Below are 16251 nucleotides of genomic sequence, written 5' to 3' on the forward strand. Positions count from 1 at the left end.
CATGGACGTCCCGCTCGGCGGCTCCAGGGTGCGGCTCAAGCCGCAGCCTTCCGTCACCGGCTTCGTCGACGGCGCCTGGTGGCCGCGTTCGACGGAGCTGACCGCCGAGGTGCCGGAACTCGCGGCCGCCCTCGCCGAACGGATCGGACCGGTGTGGCGCGTGGCGTACCCGTCGCCGGCGTGGACGGTGCCCGGAACCCGAATGGTGAACCGCGGCATGGTCATCCGGCTGGAGGGGTTCCCCGCCCAGGACCCGCACATCGTGCACGTGACCGGCAGCCTGATGCGCCGCCTCACCCTGCTCGTCGTCCCCGCGGAAACCACACCGGTCATCGTCGAGCGCGCGATGTCGGCCGCCTCGGACCAGAACGACGCGACCCGCCCGGCGGCGCTCCTCAACGGCGCGGGCCTGGCCCGCCAACCGTCCGAAAACGACGTCTGCCGCTGGGAATCCGAAGGCGGCTCAACGGAAATCCGCCGTCCCGGTCAGATGGTGCCGTGATGCTGGAGATAACGGAACGTCGCGATTCCCGGTAGGACCGGCAGCCAGTACGTCAGCAGCCGCGAAGTGAGCACCGCTGCCACCGACGTCGCCGGCGGCACGCCCACCGCGGTCAGCCCCGCGACCATCAAGCCCTCCACCGCCCCCAGGCCGCCGGGAATCGGCGCGAGGTGCCCGAGGGACTGGGCGACCACGAACACCACGAGCACCGCGGCCACGGGGACTGCGACGCCGAACGCGGCCAGGCTGGTGGCGAGCCCGAGGCCGGAGAACAGCAGATAGGCGCCCGCGCCGCCGAACAGTTCGAGCGCGCGGATCGGGTCGCGCAGCACCGGCAGCAGGTCGCGGGCCATCGCCACCGTGGGCCGGACCAGGCGCCGGCGCACCAGCGGGGAGCCGATCACGATGCCCGCGATGACCAGCGCGCCGCCCGCCCCCGCCAGGACGGGCCACCCGTGCGGGACGGACACCCCGTGAACCACTCCCGAACCACCGAGCGCGAACACGCCGATCACGCACCAGAGCGCCGAGACGGCGCCCGTGGCGGCGAGGTTCAGCAGGGTGACGCCCACGGCGTGGGCGCGGCGGATGCCCAGGCGTTCCATGAACGCGATGTTGATGCCGAAGAACCCGACCCCGCCGGGCGTGGTGCGCCCGGTGAACGCCGCCGCCAGCTGCACCGCGGTGGTGCGCCAGAAGGGCAGCGGCGTCACGCTGGAACCGAGGAACGACACGGACGACATCACGATCGCGAGCAGACCGGTGACCACGGACGCGAGCAGCCAGCCCCAGTGGGCGTCCCGCAGCGAGCCGACCACCTCGTCGATTCCCGACAGCTGCGGCAGCAGCACATACACGGCCGCGCCGAACAGCAGCAGCCCGACGATCGTCCTCGGGCGAACCGGGGAACGGAACGTGGGGATGGGCCGGTCGATGGTTTCGGCGAGCGTCTCACGGAGATCGGTCAGCACGTAGCGGCCGTCGATCTGGCTCCGGATCCTCCGCGGCAACGCGAGGGGCTGGAGGTAGGGCAGGGCCGTCTCGAGCCGGTCGGGCGACAGCGTCCTGCGCGCGCTGCGGACGGTCCGTTCGACACCGACCAGCGCCGTCAGGGACACCAGCGCCTCGGCGAGGTCCTGCGCGCAGCGGGCCGGGGCCGCGCTCACCCGGCCGAAGGTGAAGTCGAGCAGCCACACGTCGCCGGCGGTGTCGACGAGGAAGTTCTCGGGCCGCAGGTCGTGGTGGGCGATCCGGGCCTCGGACAGGATCGCGACCTGCCGCCAGATGCCGTCCAGCACCGGTTCGCCGATCTCGGCGGAACCCAACCGGCGTCCCTCGACTTCCCGGCGCACGAGCAGCGGCGAGCCGTGTTCGGTCTCGCAGACCGACACGACCGGCGGCGTCCGCACCCCGGCGCGATCGGCGAACAGCGTGACGAACGCTTCGTGCTCGGCCTCGTGGTAGGTGGTCGAGAGCGGCGGATCGTCTTCGGCGTCGAGGGAGGCCAGCAGTCGCCTGAGCCGGTACCACGCGCCGGCGCGGCGATGCAGCCGGCGCACGATCTCCACCCGCAGCCGGTCACCCGTCGAGGTGTCCACCGTGAACTGCAGCGGTCCCCGCGTGCCCTGCTCGACCGGGAGCACGCGGACCGGGTTCAACCCGGCCACGTCCAGCGCGTGGTGCACCGCTTCCGCCGACGTCCGGCGCCCGGGCGCGCCCAGCACCAGGTGGATGATCGTCCCGGCGCCCCAGCCGAGGAACACCCCGGCGAAGGCCCCCAGCGGGAGGTGCCCGCCGAGGTACACATCGGCCGCGGCGGCCAGGACCGCCACCGCCCAGGCCAGGTTGCGGACCTTGACGGTGAGGTAGGGGGCGGCGACCGTGGCCATCGCCGCCGCGATCGCCGCGGGCACCGACGGGAAGTCGAATCCCGCGGCGCCGGGAAGGCGGATCGCAGGATCCGACAGCAGTTCGGCGGGAACGGGCCGGAATCCGGTGAACCAGTGCAGGATCCGCGCCGACCCCCAGGCCAGGGTGCCGGCCGCCGCGAGAGACACCCCGAGCCGGATCCGCTTGAAGTACAACGCCAGCGCGGAAGCGGCGGCGATGCCGATCCAGCTCCCGACCCCCGCCAGCACCCGCCACACCCAGACGGACTCGGCCGGGATCTTCCCGAGCTGCTGGTAAATCGCCACCTCGACCGGGTTGATGGCGGGGTTTCTCGCCACGAGTGAGCACAACGTGACCACGGCCGCCGCGATCGCCAGCGAGATCAGGTCACCGGGTCTGCGCCCGATCGACAGCGAAATCCGGCGCCGGCCGCTCGCGGCGGCCGAAATCTCGTTGTTGCCCTTCACTGCTGCCTCGGACTCATCGCGGGTCGCACGGTCGACCACCCCAGCGTCCGCCCAACCCGCGACCAGGACAACCGGGAGGACGACGTCGGCGAGTTTGCGTTCACGCGGCCGGGGTACCCGAACGGCTCGCCCCCGGACTTCGGGCTCCGCTCAACCCGCGCCGTGCGAGTCATCGACGCGCCCTGCGTTGTGAGTGTCTACAGCGGACGCGCCGCCCTGGTGAAGAATTCGCCGATGTTCGCGCGGTCTCCTGGACCGGCGCGCGCACGCCTGCCGCGACCAGGGCCTAGGCTCAATCGGTCGGCGGGAATGCCGAGACGGGAGTGGCCGTGATGGACGATCGGCGGCAGCAGCTGTACCGGCTGCTCGCCGAGGACGGCCGGGAGCAGTTCGGCCCGCGCATCGAGCGGGTCTGCGCCGTGTGCGTGGGAACGCTCGAAGTGTCCGGTGCCGGTGCCACGGTGCTCGGCAACGGCAACGGCAATGGAGCCGGTGTCGGGCGCCACCGTGGCCTGGTGCACGCCAGCAACCCCGTGAGCGCCGGGCTCGACGACCTGCAGTTCACCGTCGGCGAGGGCCCGTGCCTGGACGCCTACGCTTCCGGCGGTCCGATCCTGGTGCCCGACCTGCTCGCCGAGAGCGCGCGGTGGCCCGCGTTCGGCCCGGCCGCGGCCCGGCTCGGTGTCGCGGCGGTGTTCTCGTTCCCGCTGCAGGTGGGGGTGGTGCGGCTCGGTTCGCTCGACCTCTACCGCGACCAGGCGGGTCCGCTGTCGCGCAGCCAGCTGTCCGACGCCCTGCTGCTGGCCGACGTGGCCACCCAGGTGGTGATCGGCCACCTCGACGGGCACGCCGTCAGCGACCTGTCCTGGCTGGCCGACTCCCACATCGAGATCCACCAGGCGGTGGGAATGGTGAAGGTTCAGCTCGGGGTCACCGCCGACGCGGCCCTGCTGCGGTTGCGCGGGCACGCGTTCGCCGAAGGGGCGACGCTGAGCCACGTCGCCCGGCAGGTCGTGGCCCGCACGCTGCGGTTCACCGACGAAGAGAAGCCCGCATGATGACCAGCGAAGAAAGGCGTGTTGCATGAGCGCGACCCCAGACCAGCGGCTGGCCCGCACCTTCGTTGCCCTGGCCGACACCCTTGTCGTCGGCTTCGACGTGCTCGATTTCCTGTCCGCGCTGACCGAGCGCAGTGTCGAGCTGCTGGAGGTCGACGCGGCGGGCGTGATCCTGTCCGATCAACGCGGTGGCTGGCGGCCCGCCGCCGGTTCGTCCGAGCGGGCGGACCTGGTCGAGCTGTTCGCCGTCCAGGCGCGGCAAGGACCGTGCTTCGACTGCGTCGCCGAGGGGCGGCCGGTCCGCAGCGGCGACCTCGCCACCGAGGCCGCGCTGCGGCGCTGGCCGCAGTTCGCCCCGGCCGCTCTCGACGCCGGCTTCCGCGCGGCTTCCGCCGTGCCGATGCGGCTGCGGGAGCAGACCGTCGGCGCGTTGACGCTGCTGAAACAGGCACCGGTCGACCCCGACGACAACACGATCGCCATCGGCCAGGCGCTGGCCGACGTGGCCACGATCGGGATCCTGCACAACCGGGCCGCCTCGCGCGCGGAACTGCTGGCCGAGGAGCTCGAAGCCACGCTGCGGCGGCGCGCCGTGATCGAGCAGGCCAAAGGTGTGCTCGCCGAGCACGGCGGCATCGACATGCACGAGGCCTTCACGGCGTTGCGCCGCTACGCCCACGCCCAGGAACGCGGGCTGTCCGAAGTCGCGCGCGACCTCGCCGACGGCACCGTCAGCCCGGCCGACATCTTCGCCCGCGGGTGACCGAGACCGTCAGGCCGGGTGCTGGCGCAGGATGACGTCGAGGTCGACGCCGCCGCCGACGACCTCGGCCGCGAGCTCGGTGAGCCGGCGGTGATGGGCCCGCGCGTAGCCGCGCAGGTGGCCGAACGCCTCGTCCATCGACATCCCGCCGTGCTCGGCCAGCACGCCCTTGGCCTGCTCGATCAGCACCCGGCTGTTCAACGCGGTCTGCAGCTGGGCCGACAGCTGGTCACCGTGTTCGATGGTGCGCTGCTGAAGGATCCCGATCGTCGCCACATCGGCCAGGGCCTGCGCCAGGGCGAGGTCATCGGCCCCCACGCCACGCGGCTCGGTGCCCAGCAGCGTCAGGCCCCCGAGGACGTCGTCCCGCAGCCGCATCGGCAGCGCGTGGGCGGACCGGAACCCGCATTCGCGCGCCGCGGCGGCGAACCGCGGCCAGCGGAGGGCCGAGGCCTGCAGGTCGGGACTCGAAACCGGCTCGCCCGTCCGGACGCAGTCCACGCACGGCCCGTCGTCGGTCTGCACCGCGAACAGCTCCAGCAGCTCCGCCCGGTGCGACGACGTCGCCGCCACCTGCAGCCGATCTTGGCCACCGCGGAGGATCACCCCCGCCGCCGCGACGTCGACCAGGTCGACGACCTGCCCGGTCAGCATCCCGAGGAAGTCGACGACATCGAAATCGGCGACCAGCGTGTCGGCGAGGGCGACGAACGCGCGGGCCAGCTGCCGCTCCCGCCCGGCCAAGCTTCCAGTTGCCGTGGTGGAGTGCTCATCCATGGGTCTGCTCCGTCTCCGGCGAAGGTCCAGGAACAGGGGAGTCCTCCAGGATACGCGGGGGACAGCCGAGCGCTCGGCGAAACGATCCCACGCCGAAACCGGCGCGGGTGCCGACAGACTCAGCTCAACCTGTGCTCGTCCTCCATTCGGTGGCGAGGAGTTCGTAGGAGCGCAGGCGGTCGGCGGGGTCGTGGGTGATCGTGGTGACGGCCAGTTCGTCCGCGCCGATCGCCTGCTGGAGGCGGCGCAGCTGCGCGACGACCGTGGCGGGTGAGCCGACGATCTGGGTGTCGACCCGGTCGGCGACGAGCGCCCGGTCCTCGGCGGTCCACGTGTGCGCGGCGGCCTGTTCGGGGGTGGGGAAGGGGATGGCGCCTTCGCCGCGGCGGATGCCGAGGACCCAGAGGCCGTAGCCGGCTGCGAGGTGGCGGGCGTGGTCGTCGGTGTCGGCCACGACGACGTCGGCCGAGACGGCGACGTAGGGCCGCGAAAGGTGCGCCGACGGGCGGAAGGCCGCGCGGTAGCCCTCGACCGCGTCGAGCACCGTCGCGGGGCTCACGTGGTAGTTGGCCGCGAAGCGCAGCCCGCGGCTGCCGGCCACCCGGGCGCTCTGCCCGCCGCTGCTGCCCAGGACCCAGACTTCGACGTCGGCGCCTTCGCCGGGAACCGCGTGCGCCGCCACTCCCTCGGCCGAGCGATAAGTCCCGTCCAGCAGTGCGAGCAGGTCGTCGACCTGGTCGCCGTAGTCCGGGGCTTCGGCGCCCGGCTGCTGGAGCAGGGCGAACGTCACGGCGAGCCGGGCCGAGCGCCGGAGGTTGCCGAGATCCGGGGGCCGGGGGATGAGCACGCCGCCGTTGTGGTGCGCGGCGGGCCGGTGCTCGGGCGCGGAGGCGCGCTCACGGATCAGCTGCTTGCCGCTGCGCCCGAGCCCGAGGTCGAGGCGGCCGGGGTGCAGGGCGTCGACGAGGCCGAACTCCTCCACGGCCGACAGCGGCGTCCGGTGGCCGAGCTGCACTCCGGCCGATCCGACGCGGATGCGTTCTGTAGCGGACGCGAGCAGCGCGGCCAGGACCGGCGGCGACGATCCCGCGACGCCTTCGTTGAGGTGGTGCTCGGCGAGCCAGTACCGGCGGTAGCCGAGCCGTTCGGCGTGGCGGGCGAGGTCGATCGCGTTGCGCACGGCCTGCGTCGCGGTCGAGCCCTCGCTCACGGGAACGAGGTCCAGGACCGACAGCGGGAGGTCGGGCGCCCCGGTTCGGGCGGCGTCAGGCGACATGCCCGACGACCGTGAGGGTGTGCTTGACCGGAAGGTTTCGAGACACCCGGCCACGCTAGGCCGAAACTCCGCGGACGGAGCCGATTCCCGGATCCTGGACCCTTCCCGGTCTTTGTGCCGCCCTTCACTTTGTCCGGCAAGGGTTTCGCTCCGTGGACCGGCTGGCCTCGCCTGCACGCCGGTGCCGACAATCGTGGTGCGAAGGGGGTGGCAGCAGGGACCTGCCGGTTCATCCGGCCGACCTCACCGGGACTGTCCACAGGGGAGCCGATTCCGCGTGGCTGCTACGCCTCGCCCGCCTCGTCGGGTGCGGTTTCGCGGGCCGACCGAATGCGTCGGACGGGATCGGCAGTTTGTTCGCCAGGCCCGTCCTACCCCGTGAAACCCGGAATACCCCGAGCGCCGCAGCGGCTGCAGACGCCGTCCGGCAGATGGTGCGCGCGGCGCACGTGACAGAGGAGACGGGCCATGACATCCCTCGCGGTGGCACTGGAGATCGACGGCGCGGGAGCGCATCCCGCGGCGTGGCGCAGAGCGGCGCATCCACCGTCCGGGCACTTCGATCCCGGGCGGCTGCGCGCACTCGGCGAGACCGTCGAGCGCTCCGGCTTCACCGCGGTGACGCTGGAGGACGACCTGCTGCCGGGACCCGCGCCGGAGCCCGCGGGCCGCATCGGGTCGCTGGAGCGCGCCGCGTTCCTCGCCGAGGTGACGAGTGTGCTGGGGCTCGTGCCGGTCGTGTCGACGACCTACCCGGAACCGTTCCACGTCTCGTCCGCCCTCGCGGCGTTGGACCACCTCGGCCACGGCCGGGCGGGCTGGGTCGTGGGCAGCACCGAGAACCCGGCGGCCGCGCTCGCCTGGGACCGTCCCGCCGTGACGGGGGAGGCCGCGCTGCGGCGCGAGGCCGCCGACGCCCTGCGCGTGGTGCGCGCGCTGTGGGACTCGTGGGAGGACGACGCGGTGGTCCGCGACGTGACCACGAGCCGTTACCTGGACCGCGATCGCGTGCACTACATCGACTTCGTGGGTGAGACGTACTCGGTCAAGGGACCGGCGATCGTGCCGCGACCGCCGCAGGGCAACCCGGTCGTGTTCGCCGCGCCGGAGCTGGTCGATCCGGCGGACGCCGACGTCGCCCTGATCTCCGGCCGGGACCTCACCGCGGTGGCCGCGGCGTCGAGCCTGGCCAGTGCCGCACCGCTCCGGTTCGCCGAGGTCGAGGTCGCTCTGGACACCGAGGCGCACAGCGGGGCCGAGCGGGTCGCGGACCTGGCGCGGCACGCCCCCTGGGCCGATCGCGGGCGCCTGCGTTTCGTCGGCGACGCACCGGGGTTCGTGCGGCTGCTGGCCGACCTGGCCCGCACTGTCGACGGCGTGCGCCTGCACCCGCTTGTCCTCGACGAGGACCTGCCCACGCTGGCGAGGTCGGTCCTGCCGCGGCTGCGCGCCGAACGTCTCGCCGCGGCACCCGTTCCCGGACAGTGGCTGCGGTCGACGCTCGGCCTCGCCGCGGCCACCAACCCGTTCGCCACCACCGGAGGTTGAGCCGATGACCCGCACCGATCCGCACGACGTTCCCCGCCCGCACGCGAAGCTGCACTTCGGGGTGTTCTTCCAGGGCGTCAACCACTGGACGATCTGGACCGACCCGCGCAGCGGCTCGCAGATCGCGCCCGAGTCCTACCGCCAGGTCGCGCTGACCGCCGAGCGCGGCCTGTTCGACGCCTTCTTCCTCGGCGAAGGACTGCGTCTGCGCGAAATCAACGGCCTGGTGCACGACCTCGACGTGGCCGGCCGGCCCGAGGCCATCACCCAGCTGTCCGCGCTGGCCGCGGCCACCCGGCACATCGGTTTGGTCTCGACGTCGAACGTCACCTACAACGACCCGGCCGACCTGGCCCGCCGCTTCGCCGGGCTCGACCTGCTCTCGGGCGGGCGCGCCGGCTGGAACGTCGTCACGACCGACAACGCGTGGACGGGCGAGAACTTCCGCCGCGGCGGCTACCTCGACCACGCCGACCGGTACCGGCGTGCCGAAGAAGTGCTCGGCGCCGCACGGGCGCTCTGGGACGCCTGGGCCGACGACGCCCTTGCCACCTCGACCGGCGCCGAGTCGTGGGCGCGGGACGGCTCGATCGCGCCCGTCGTCCGCCACGGCGACCTCGTCGACGTCGAGCTCACCGGCGGCTTGCCGCGCAGCAGCCAGGGCCACCCGGTGATCTTCCAGGCCGGCGACTCGTCGGAGGGGCGCGACTTCGCCGCCCGCAACGCCGATGTGATCTTCTCCGCCCACGGCTACGATTTCGACGACGCGCTCGCGTTCGCCGGCGACATCCGCCGCCGCCTCACCGCCGCCGGCCGGACTCCCGAGGACCTGCGCATCCTGCCCGGCGCGTCCATCATCCTCGGCGACACCGAGGCGGAAGCCGAGGAGAAGGCGCGCTGGGTGCGGCAGCAGCAGATCACGCCCGGTACCGCACTGGCGCAGGCGACGTTGCTGTGGAACGTCGACCTGTCGGCCTACGACCCCGACGGGCCGTTGCCCGACCTCGAACCCCGCGAGCAGGACAGCAGCGGCGCCTTCGGTGCCGCCCGCGTGGCCGACTCGCGCGCGACCGTCGCGCGGTGGCGCGAGGAGGCCGCCGCCCACGGCTGGTCGTTGCGGCAGACCGTCATCGAGCTCGGGCAGCGCGCTCGCAGCCACGTCGGCACTCCGGCCGGGCTGGCGGAGAAGTTCGCCCGCTTCGTCCGGGAGGGTGCGCTGGACGGCTTCAACGTCTCGCCCTACCTGGTGCCCGACGGCCTCGACGACATCGTCGGCTCCCTCATCCCCGCGCTGCAGGAACGCGGTCTGTACCGCACCGAGTACACCGGCACGACGCTGCGTGAGCACCTGGACCTGCCTCCGGCCCGGCGAGGGGAAGGAGCTCTGCCGGTCGCGGAGGCCAGCTGACCGCGCCGGCAAGATCTACTGTGGACAGTGCGCTCCGCCCTCTGCCCGGTTGCCTGCCGGGCAGAGGGCGGTGTTCGGCATGACCATCCGGCCCCGCCCGGTCTCGGCAAGTGTCCACTCGGGACATTTGCACCGAAACCTTTGTCACGGGCCAAGTTCATCATGTGAGAGTGTCGAGCCGGTGCTCGACAGGGGTGCGGCGACCGGGTCAGAGTGATCGGCGGCAGCACGCTTTCCCCTTCCCCTCTGGAGTCACTCGTGAGCTCTCCTCCGGTCACTCGCCTCGAAACCTCGTCATCCGGACCACCGGTCGACGAAGCCCGCCTTCGTGAGTTCGCCGCGCGGCGCGTGCTGCCGTTGCGCAGGCCGGGCCGCTGGATCGCCGCCGCGGTGGTGCTGGTGTTGCTGGCGCAGCTCGTCCACGCGCTGGTGACGAACCCGGTGTTCCAGTGGAACGTGTTCGGCTACTGGTTCTTCCGGCCGGTGATCCTCGACGGGCTGGTGCTCACGCTGGAGCTGACCGGGCTGGCCGCGGTGTTCGGCCTGGTGGGCGGCATCATGCTGGCGTTGATGCGGCTGTCGCGAAACCCGTTGCTGCAGGCCGTTTCCTGGGCCTACGTCTGGATCTTCCGGTCGATCCCGCTGATCGTGCTGCTGCTGTTCCTGGCCAACGTCACGGCGCTCTACAGCACCCTGAGCCTCGGCATCCCGTTCGGACCGTCGTTCCTGCAGTTCAGCGCGACGGACCTGTTGAGCTTCTTCGTCGTGGCCGTGCTCGGGCTGAGCCTCAACGAAGCCGCGTACGCCGCGGAGATCGTTCGCTCCGGCGTGCTGTCGGTGGACCAGGGGCAGCTGGAGGCGGCTGCCGCGCTGGGCTTGCCGCGGTGGCGCCAGTACCGGCGGATCATCCTGCCGCAGGCCACGCGCGCCATCGTGCCCGCGTACGCGAACCAGCTGATCGGCCTGCTGAAAGGCACGTCGGTCGTGTACATCACGTCGTTGCTGGAGCTGTTCGGCGTGGTCGAGACGCAGGCGAGCACCAACAGCGGCCAGATCATCCCGCTGCTGCTGGTCGGCACGGTCTGGTACGTGATCCTCACGAGCGTGCTGTCGGTGGTGCAGTACTACGTCGAGCGCTACTTCTCCCGCGGCGCGCTGCGGACGGTGCCGCCGACGCCGGTGCAGCGGTTCCGGCGCCGGCTCCGCTCGCTGGGGGTGGCCCGGTGAGCGAAGTGCGCGTGCGCAACGCGGTGAAGTCCTACGACGGCATCCGGGTCCTCGACGACGTCGACCTCACCGCGCCCGCGGGCGAGGTGACGGTGCTGCTCGGTCCGTCCGGGTCCGGGAAATCGACGCTGTTGCGGGCGATCAACCACCTGGAGCGCCTCGACAGCGGCTACGTGAGCATCGGCGGCGAGCTGGTCGGTGTGCGGGTGCACGGCGACCGGTTCAAGGAGCTGAGCGAACGCGCGATCCTGCGCCGGCGTTCGCGGATCGGGTTCGTGTTCCAGCACTTCAACCTGTTCCCGCACCTGACGATTCTCGACAACGTCATCGAAGCCCCGGTCGTCACCCAGCGCGTCGCGCGGGCGACGGCGCAGGCCCGGGCGCGCGAGCTGCTGGCCCGCGTCGGCTTGGCGGACAAGGAAACCGCCTACCCGCGTCAGCTTTCCGGCGGGCAGCAGCAGCGGGTCGCGATCGCCCGCGCGCTCGCGCTGGAGCCGAAGCTGATCCTGCTCGACGAGCCCACCTCGGCGCTCGATCCCGAACTCGTCGGCGAGGTGCTCTCGGTGATCCGGGACCTCGCCCGCTCCGGGACGACGTTGATCGTCGTCACCCACGAGATCCGCTTCGCCCGCGAAATCGCCGGCCACGTCGTGTTCCTCGACGCCGGCCGCGTCGTCGAAGAGGGCCCGCCCGAGCAGGTCCTCGACCGTCCCCGTCACGACCGCACCCGGGAGTTCCTCGGGAGGGTCACCCGCACCGAAAGCGCAGGAATCCCATGAGACGCCGCTCTTTGCTGCCCCTCGCCGCCGTCACCGTCGTCGCCCTGTTCGCCGGCGCGTGCGGCGGCAGCACCCAGGCCGCGACGAACCCGGACGGCACGCACACCGTGAACGTCGCCGCCAACACCAGCGACGAGCACCCGGTGACGCTGACCGTGCCGACCGTCGCCGAGATCCGCGCGAAGGTGCCGAAAGCGATCCTCGACCGCGGCAAGCTCGTGATCGGCGTCGGCGCGCTGCCCTCGGGTTTCCCGCCGCTGGCCTACGTCGGCACCGACCAGCGGACCCTCACCGGCGCCGAGCCCGACCTCGGCCGCCTGGTGGCCGGCGTGCTGGGGCTCGAGCCCGACGTGCAGAACGCGTCTTGGCAGAACCTGTTCGTACGCCTGCAAAGCGGCCAGTTCGACGCGGGGTTCTCCAACGTCACCGTGACCGAGCAGCGCAAGCAGCAGGGCTTCGACTTCGCCGCCTACCGCGAGGACAACCTGGGCTTCGAGGTCAAGCGCACCAGCACGTGGAACTTCGACGGCACCTACGAGAGCCTCGCCGGCAAGACCGTCGCCGTCGACTCCGGCACCAACCAGGAGAAGATCCTGCTGGAGTGGAAGAACCGGCTACAGGCCGAGGGCAGGAAGCTGGACGTGCGGAACTTCGCCGACAAGAACAGCACCTACCTCGCGCTGGACTCCGGCCGCATCGACGCCTACTTCGCCCCCAACCCCGGCATCGCCTACCACGCCGCGCAAACCGCGAGCACGCCCAACCCCACGCGCAGCGCAGGCAAGTACTCCGGGGCCGGCGCGACGCTGCAGGGCCTGATCGCGGCCACCACCAAGAAGGGCAACGGGCTCGTCGAGGCGTTGTCGGAGGCCATCGACTACCTCATCCAGCACGGCCAGTACAAGCAGTGGCTCGCCGCGTACGGGCTCGAGAACGAAGCCGTCGAAAAGGCCGCGGTCAACCCGCCCGGACTCCCGCTGGACAACTCGTGACCGAAACGAGCACCACCGAACCCACTGCTGTTCTGGACGACCCCGCGTGGGCCTCGCTCACCGGCCCGCACGCGCACTTCGCCGAACGCCGCGGCCGCCTCGTGCGCTATCCGGTCGACGTGGCCCCGTTCCTCGCCGTCGATCCCGCGGCGCGCGGCCCGGTGTGGGACGACCTCGCCGCGCTCGCCGGCCCCGGCGCGGTGGTGCCGCTGCTCGCGCGGGCCGGCACGCCGCCACCCGGCTGGGAGGTCCTGCGCGAGGCCGCGGGCGTGCAGCTCGTGGACCACGGCGTGGCGGCCGCGCCGGATCCCGAGGCCGTGCGGCTGACGGAAGCCGACGTGCCGGAAATGCTCGACCTGGTCGCCCGCACCCGGCCGGGCCCGTTCCTGCCCCGCACCGTCCTGCTCGGTACCTATCTCGGCCTGCGCCACCGCGGCGCTCTCATCGCGATGGCCGGGGAACGCCTGCACCCGCCCGGCTGGACCGAGATCAGCGCCGTCTGCACCGACCCCGACCACCGGGGTCGTGGCCTGGCCACCCGCCTCGTCCTGGCCGTCGCCGCCGGCATCCGCGACCGCGGCGAAACCCCCTTCCTGCACGCGGCGGCCCACAACCACAACGCGATCCGGCTGTACGAGTCCCTCGGCTTCCGCCTACGCCACCGCACGGTCTTCGGCCAGGTCCGGGTACCGGAGGTGGTCGAGGAGCGCTGACGTGCGGATGGTCTCGGTTTCCGGTCCGGTGTTTGGCGGGTGGTTCCGCGGGGGTACTTGGGCGGTCACCGAGAGGACGGGGGTGTCGGCCGATGACGGACGGACGCGGGAGCGACGCCAGTGGCGTCACCGATCCTCGGTTCACCCTGGGCGCCCAGGTGCTGCCGTGGGAGGTGCCCGAGGATCCGCCGCACTCGATCGCCGGACGCTACGACGTGGAGCGGCTGATCGGCAGCGGAGGCACGGCGCGCGTCTACCGGGCGGTGGACCGCAGGCTCGGCCGCGAGGTCGCGGTCAAGGTGTACGACCGGCAATCGGTCGCGGTGGAGCAGGTGCGCCGCGTGCGGGAGCGGACGATCCAGGCCGGCATCGACCACCCGCGGGTGGTGGCCGTGCTCGACAGCGGGACGGACGGTGGCCGCCCGTTTCTCGTGATGCAGCTCGTGGACGGCGAAAACCTGGCGGAGCGCCTGTTTTCCGGGCCCCTGCCGGCCGATCAGGTGACCGATCTGGCGGTGCGGCTCGTCGAGACGGTCGCGCACATCCACGCCCGGCGCGTCGTGCATCGGGACCTCAAGCCCGCCAACATCCTGCTCGGCCCGGACGGCCCGTTGATCAGCGATTTCGGCATCGCGCACGAGCTCGGCTCGACCAGCATCACCGGCACGGGGTTCGTCACGGGCACGGCCGCGTACCTCGCGCCCGAGCAGGTCGTCGGCGAGCCGGCCGGACCCGCCGCCGATGTCTACGCGCTGGGTCTCATCCTGCTGGAATGCCTTACGGGACAACGCGAATACCCTGGCACGATGGCCGAATCGGCGATGGCGCGGCTGCACCGGCCGCCGCGCATTCCCGCCGGGTTGCCCGCACCGTTGGCGCACGCGCTCGAGCGGATGACGGCCCGGGAGCCCGCGCACCGCCCCACGGCGGTTGAGGCCCTGCAGCTGCTTCGTCAGCCCGTTACCGCGGTTGCGCCGGTTCGGCCACCGGCCGTGGCCCGCAGGCTTCGCCCGAGGCTGCTGGCCGCGTTCGGAGGCATCGCGGCCGTCACGACGGCAGCCGTCCTCGCTGTGGCGCTCACGGGACCGGACGCGCCCGGCCCCGCACCTGCCGCCCAACTTCCCGCTGCGCCGGCGCCGTCAACCGCCGCCTCCGCGAAGCCACCTACCTCCGCCGTCCCGGCGGCGGTACCGCACAACCCCGCCCCGTCGCGGCCGATCCCCGTCGCTGCGCGAGGCCCGGGCGCTCTTCCCAAGACGCCAGCCGCGGGCGGCAAAGCCAGAGGCAAACCCGAAGAGAAGGCCAAGGGCAAAGGCAAGGGCCCCGGCGGCCCGTAGCGCCTCCGCTCGCAGACACCCCACTCGCCGCAATCCCGACCGGCTCACGCTGTACGCCGGGGCCACCGCAAATCGCCGGCGGAGGCCATCTCACGTTTTACCCTCGGCCGCCGTCTACCAGGTAGAGGAGTGTCCGGCATTCGTGAACCTGGAGATTGCATGAACGCTGCACGGCAAGCGACCGTGGATCGCTGGCGCGACCGCGTCGAGTCGGGGGACTGGCCGGCGATCACCGCCGAGGTCGACGAGTACGGCGGGGCCCTGCTGCCCCGGCTGCTGGCCCCGGAGGAGACCGAGGAGATCAGGGGGCTGTACGCGCGGGACGACCTGTTCCGCAGCACCGTCGACATGGGCCGGCACCGCTTCGGCCGGGGCGAGTACCGGTACTTCCACGCGCCGTACCCGGAGCCGATCGAGCGGCTCAAGCAGGCGTTGTACCCGCGCCTGCTGCCGATCGCCCGCGACTGGTGGACCAAGCTCGGCCGGCCCGCGCCCTGGCCGGACACCCTCGACGAGTGGCTCCGGATGTGCCACGACGCCGGCCAGGCGAAGTCCACCGCGATCCTGCTCCGCTACGCCGAGAAGGACTGGAACGCCCTCCACCGCGACCTGTACGGCGACCTCGTGTTCCCGTTGCAGGTCGTGATCAACCTCAACGAGCCGGGCGTGGACCACACCGGCGGGGAGTTCCTGCTGCTGGAACAGCGCCCGCGCGCCCAGTCCCGGGGCACGGCCACCCTGCTGCCGCACGGTCACGGCTACCTGTTCACCACCCGCGACCGGCCGGTCGAATCCGCCCGCGGCTGGTCGGCGGCGCCGGTCCGCCACGGCGTGTCCGCCATCAGGTCGGGCGAACGGCACACCCTCGCCCTCGTCTTCCACGACGCGGCATGAGCGGCGAAAGCCCTTTGCTGACGAAGCCCGCCACCTACGACGCGGACCTGACGGCCACCGACGCCGAGGTCGACGCTCTCGTCCGGCTCGCCCTTGCCCGCGGCGCCCGCGACATCACGATCGGCTCCGGCCGCACCGCCCGCGCCCTCGCGACCGCCCGCGCGGTCGAATCCGCCTGGGCCCACGCCGGCGGCCGGACGCTCGGCACCGTCACCTGGCCCGAAACCGCAGCGTCCTGGCTGCGCCCGGCCTCCCGATTCGCCGCGGCCGACCCCGACCTGTGGCTCATGACCGGACCGGCCACCGGCTGGGCCCAGATGACCCGGCGCCTCTTGTGGTCGACCCCCTGGACCCCGGCCCGCACACTGGCGACCGCCGGAATCGGCGATCCGCGCACCCTCGCGCTCGTCGGCCTCGCCCACCTGCACGGCCTCACCGGCGCCACCGCGGACGGCGCCTCCTGGCACGTGGCCGGGAACGCATGACGCCGGACACATCGCACTGCGCGAGGAACGGGCCTCGCAGACCCGGCTTGGTCGTACGAACCGGACCTCACGTTCCCGCGCAGCAGTTCGTCTACCCGGCATGGACAAGAAATCGCAGCCTCGATCCGGGAAGCA

At 72.4% G+C, this 16251-nt stretch carries 15 protein-coding genes; 12 read left to right on the forward strand and 3 right to left on the reverse strand.

Annotated elements, in window-relative coordinates; all coding sequences use genetic code 11:
- Position 1: 1 nt before the first annotated feature.
- Positions 2–502, forward strand: a complete 501-nt coding sequence (locus ACFY1H_RS18020; protein WP_386947587.1) for a DUF5994 family protein — start codon at positions 2–4, stop codon at positions 500–502.
- On the opposite strand, the gene ACFY1H_RS18025 is transcribed toward ACFY1H_RS18020, so the two are convergent.
- The gene (locus tag ACFY1H_RS18025) at positions 487–2898 is read right to left on the reverse strand and encodes a flippase-like domain-containing protein (protein ID WP_386947589.1); all 2412 of its coding nucleotides are present in this window, start codon (positions 2896–2898) and stop codon (positions 487–489) included. The two genes, ACFY1H_RS18020 and ACFY1H_RS18025, sit on opposite strands and share 16 nt — an antisense overlap.
- 293 nt (positions 2899–3191) lie before the next feature.
- On the opposite strand from ACFY1H_RS18025, the gene ACFY1H_RS18030 reads away from it, so the two are divergent.
- On the forward strand, positions 3192–3917 hold the full coding sequence (locus ACFY1H_RS18030; protein ID WP_366582902.1) for a GAF and ANTAR domain-containing protein: 726 nt from the start codon (positions 3192–3194) through the stop codon (positions 3915–3917).
- 25 nt (positions 3918–3942) lie between these two features.
- Positions 3943–4680 (forward strand): GAF and ANTAR domain-containing protein, encoded by a 738-nt coding sequence (locus ACFY1H_RS18035; protein ID WP_366582901.1) that lies wholly within the window; start codon positions 3943–3945, stop codon positions 4678–4680.
- 9 nt (positions 4681–4689) lie between these two features.
- On the opposite strand, the gene ACFY1H_RS18040 is transcribed toward ACFY1H_RS18035, so the two are convergent.
- Together ACFY1H_RS18040 and ACFY1H_RS18045 are read right to left on the reverse strand one after the other, a co-directional pair.
- Positions 4690–5457, reverse strand: a complete 768-nt coding sequence (locus ACFY1H_RS18040; RefSeq protein WP_386947591.1) for an ANTAR domain-containing protein — start codon at positions 5455–5457, stop codon at positions 4690–4692.
- Between the two features lie 124 nt (positions 5458–5581).
- Positions 5582–6733 carry an MsnO8 family LLM class oxidoreductase gene (locus ACFY1H_RS18045; RefSeq protein WP_386947593.1) on the reverse strand — a complete coding sequence of 384 codons (1152 nt, stop codon included), beginning with the start codon at positions 6731–6733 and terminating at the stop codon, positions 5582–5584.
- Between the two features lie 468 nt (positions 6734–7201).
- Between ACFY1H_RS18045 and ACFY1H_RS18050 the strand changes: the two genes are divergently transcribed.
- The 9 genes from ACFY1H_RS18050 to ACFY1H_RS18090 all read left to right on the forward strand — a co-directional run bounded on the left by ACFY1H_RS18050 (position 7202) and on the right by ACFY1H_RS18090 (position 16116).
- Positions 7202–8281 (forward strand): LLM class flavin-dependent oxidoreductase, encoded by a 1080-nt coding sequence (locus ACFY1H_RS18050; protein WP_386947595.1) that lies wholly within the window; start codon positions 7202–7204, stop codon positions 8279–8281.
- A gap of 4 nt (positions 8282–8285) precedes the next feature.
- On the forward strand, positions 8286–9689 hold the full coding sequence (locus ACFY1H_RS18055) for an NtaA/DmoA family FMN-dependent monooxygenase (protein ID WP_386947597.1): 1404 nt from the start codon (positions 8286–8288) through the stop codon (positions 9687–9689).
- Between the two features lie 258 nt (positions 9690–9947).
- Entirely contained in the window at positions 9948–10916 is a 969-nt protein-coding gene (locus ACFY1H_RS18060) for an amino acid ABC transporter permease (protein ID WP_386947599.1), read from the forward strand.
- Complete coding sequence (locus tag ACFY1H_RS18065; RefSeq protein WP_386947601.1) at positions 10913–11695, forward strand: amino acid ABC transporter ATP-binding protein; 783 nt, start codon at positions 10913–10915, stop codon at positions 11693–11695. The genes ACFY1H_RS18060 and ACFY1H_RS18065 overlap by 4 nt, the downstream gene beginning before the upstream one ends.
- The gene (locus ACFY1H_RS18070) at positions 11692–12687 is read left to right on the forward strand and encodes a transporter substrate-binding domain-containing protein (RefSeq protein ID WP_366582895.1); all 996 of its coding nucleotides are present in this window, start codon (positions 11692–11694) and stop codon (positions 12685–12687) included. Before ACFY1H_RS18065 ends, ACFY1H_RS18070 begins: the two co-directional genes overlap by 4 nt.
- Complete coding sequence (locus ACFY1H_RS18075; RefSeq protein WP_366582894.1) at positions 12684–13400, forward strand: GNAT family N-acetyltransferase; 717 nt, start codon at positions 12684–12686, stop codon at positions 13398–13400. The genes ACFY1H_RS18070 and ACFY1H_RS18075 overlap by 4 nt, the downstream gene beginning before the upstream one ends.
- 92 nt (positions 13401–13492) lie before the next feature.
- Positions 13493–14737, forward strand: a complete 1245-nt coding sequence (locus ACFY1H_RS18080) for a serine/threonine-protein kinase (RefSeq protein ID WP_386947604.1) — start codon at positions 13493–13495, stop codon at positions 14735–14737.
- Positions 14738–14896: 159 nt separating this feature from the next.
- Positions 14897–15631, forward strand: coding sequence for a 2OG-Fe(II) oxygenase (locus ACFY1H_RS18085; protein ID WP_366582892.1), 735 nt, complete (start codon positions 14897–14899; stop codon positions 15629–15631).
- The gene (locus ACFY1H_RS18090; protein WP_366582891.1) at positions 15628–16116 is read left to right on the forward strand and encodes a hypothetical protein; all 489 of its coding nucleotides are present in this window, start codon (positions 15628–15630) and stop codon (positions 16114–16116) included. The genes ACFY1H_RS18085 and ACFY1H_RS18090 overlap by 4 nt, the downstream gene beginning before the upstream one ends.
- The last annotated feature ends 135 nt before the right edge of the window (positions 16117–16251 follow it).

The organism is Amycolatopsis sp. NPDC001319 (genome assembly GCF_042896185.1).
Classification (GTDB): domain Bacteria; phylum Actinomycetota; class Actinomycetes; order Mycobacteriales; family Pseudonocardiaceae; genus Amycolatopsis.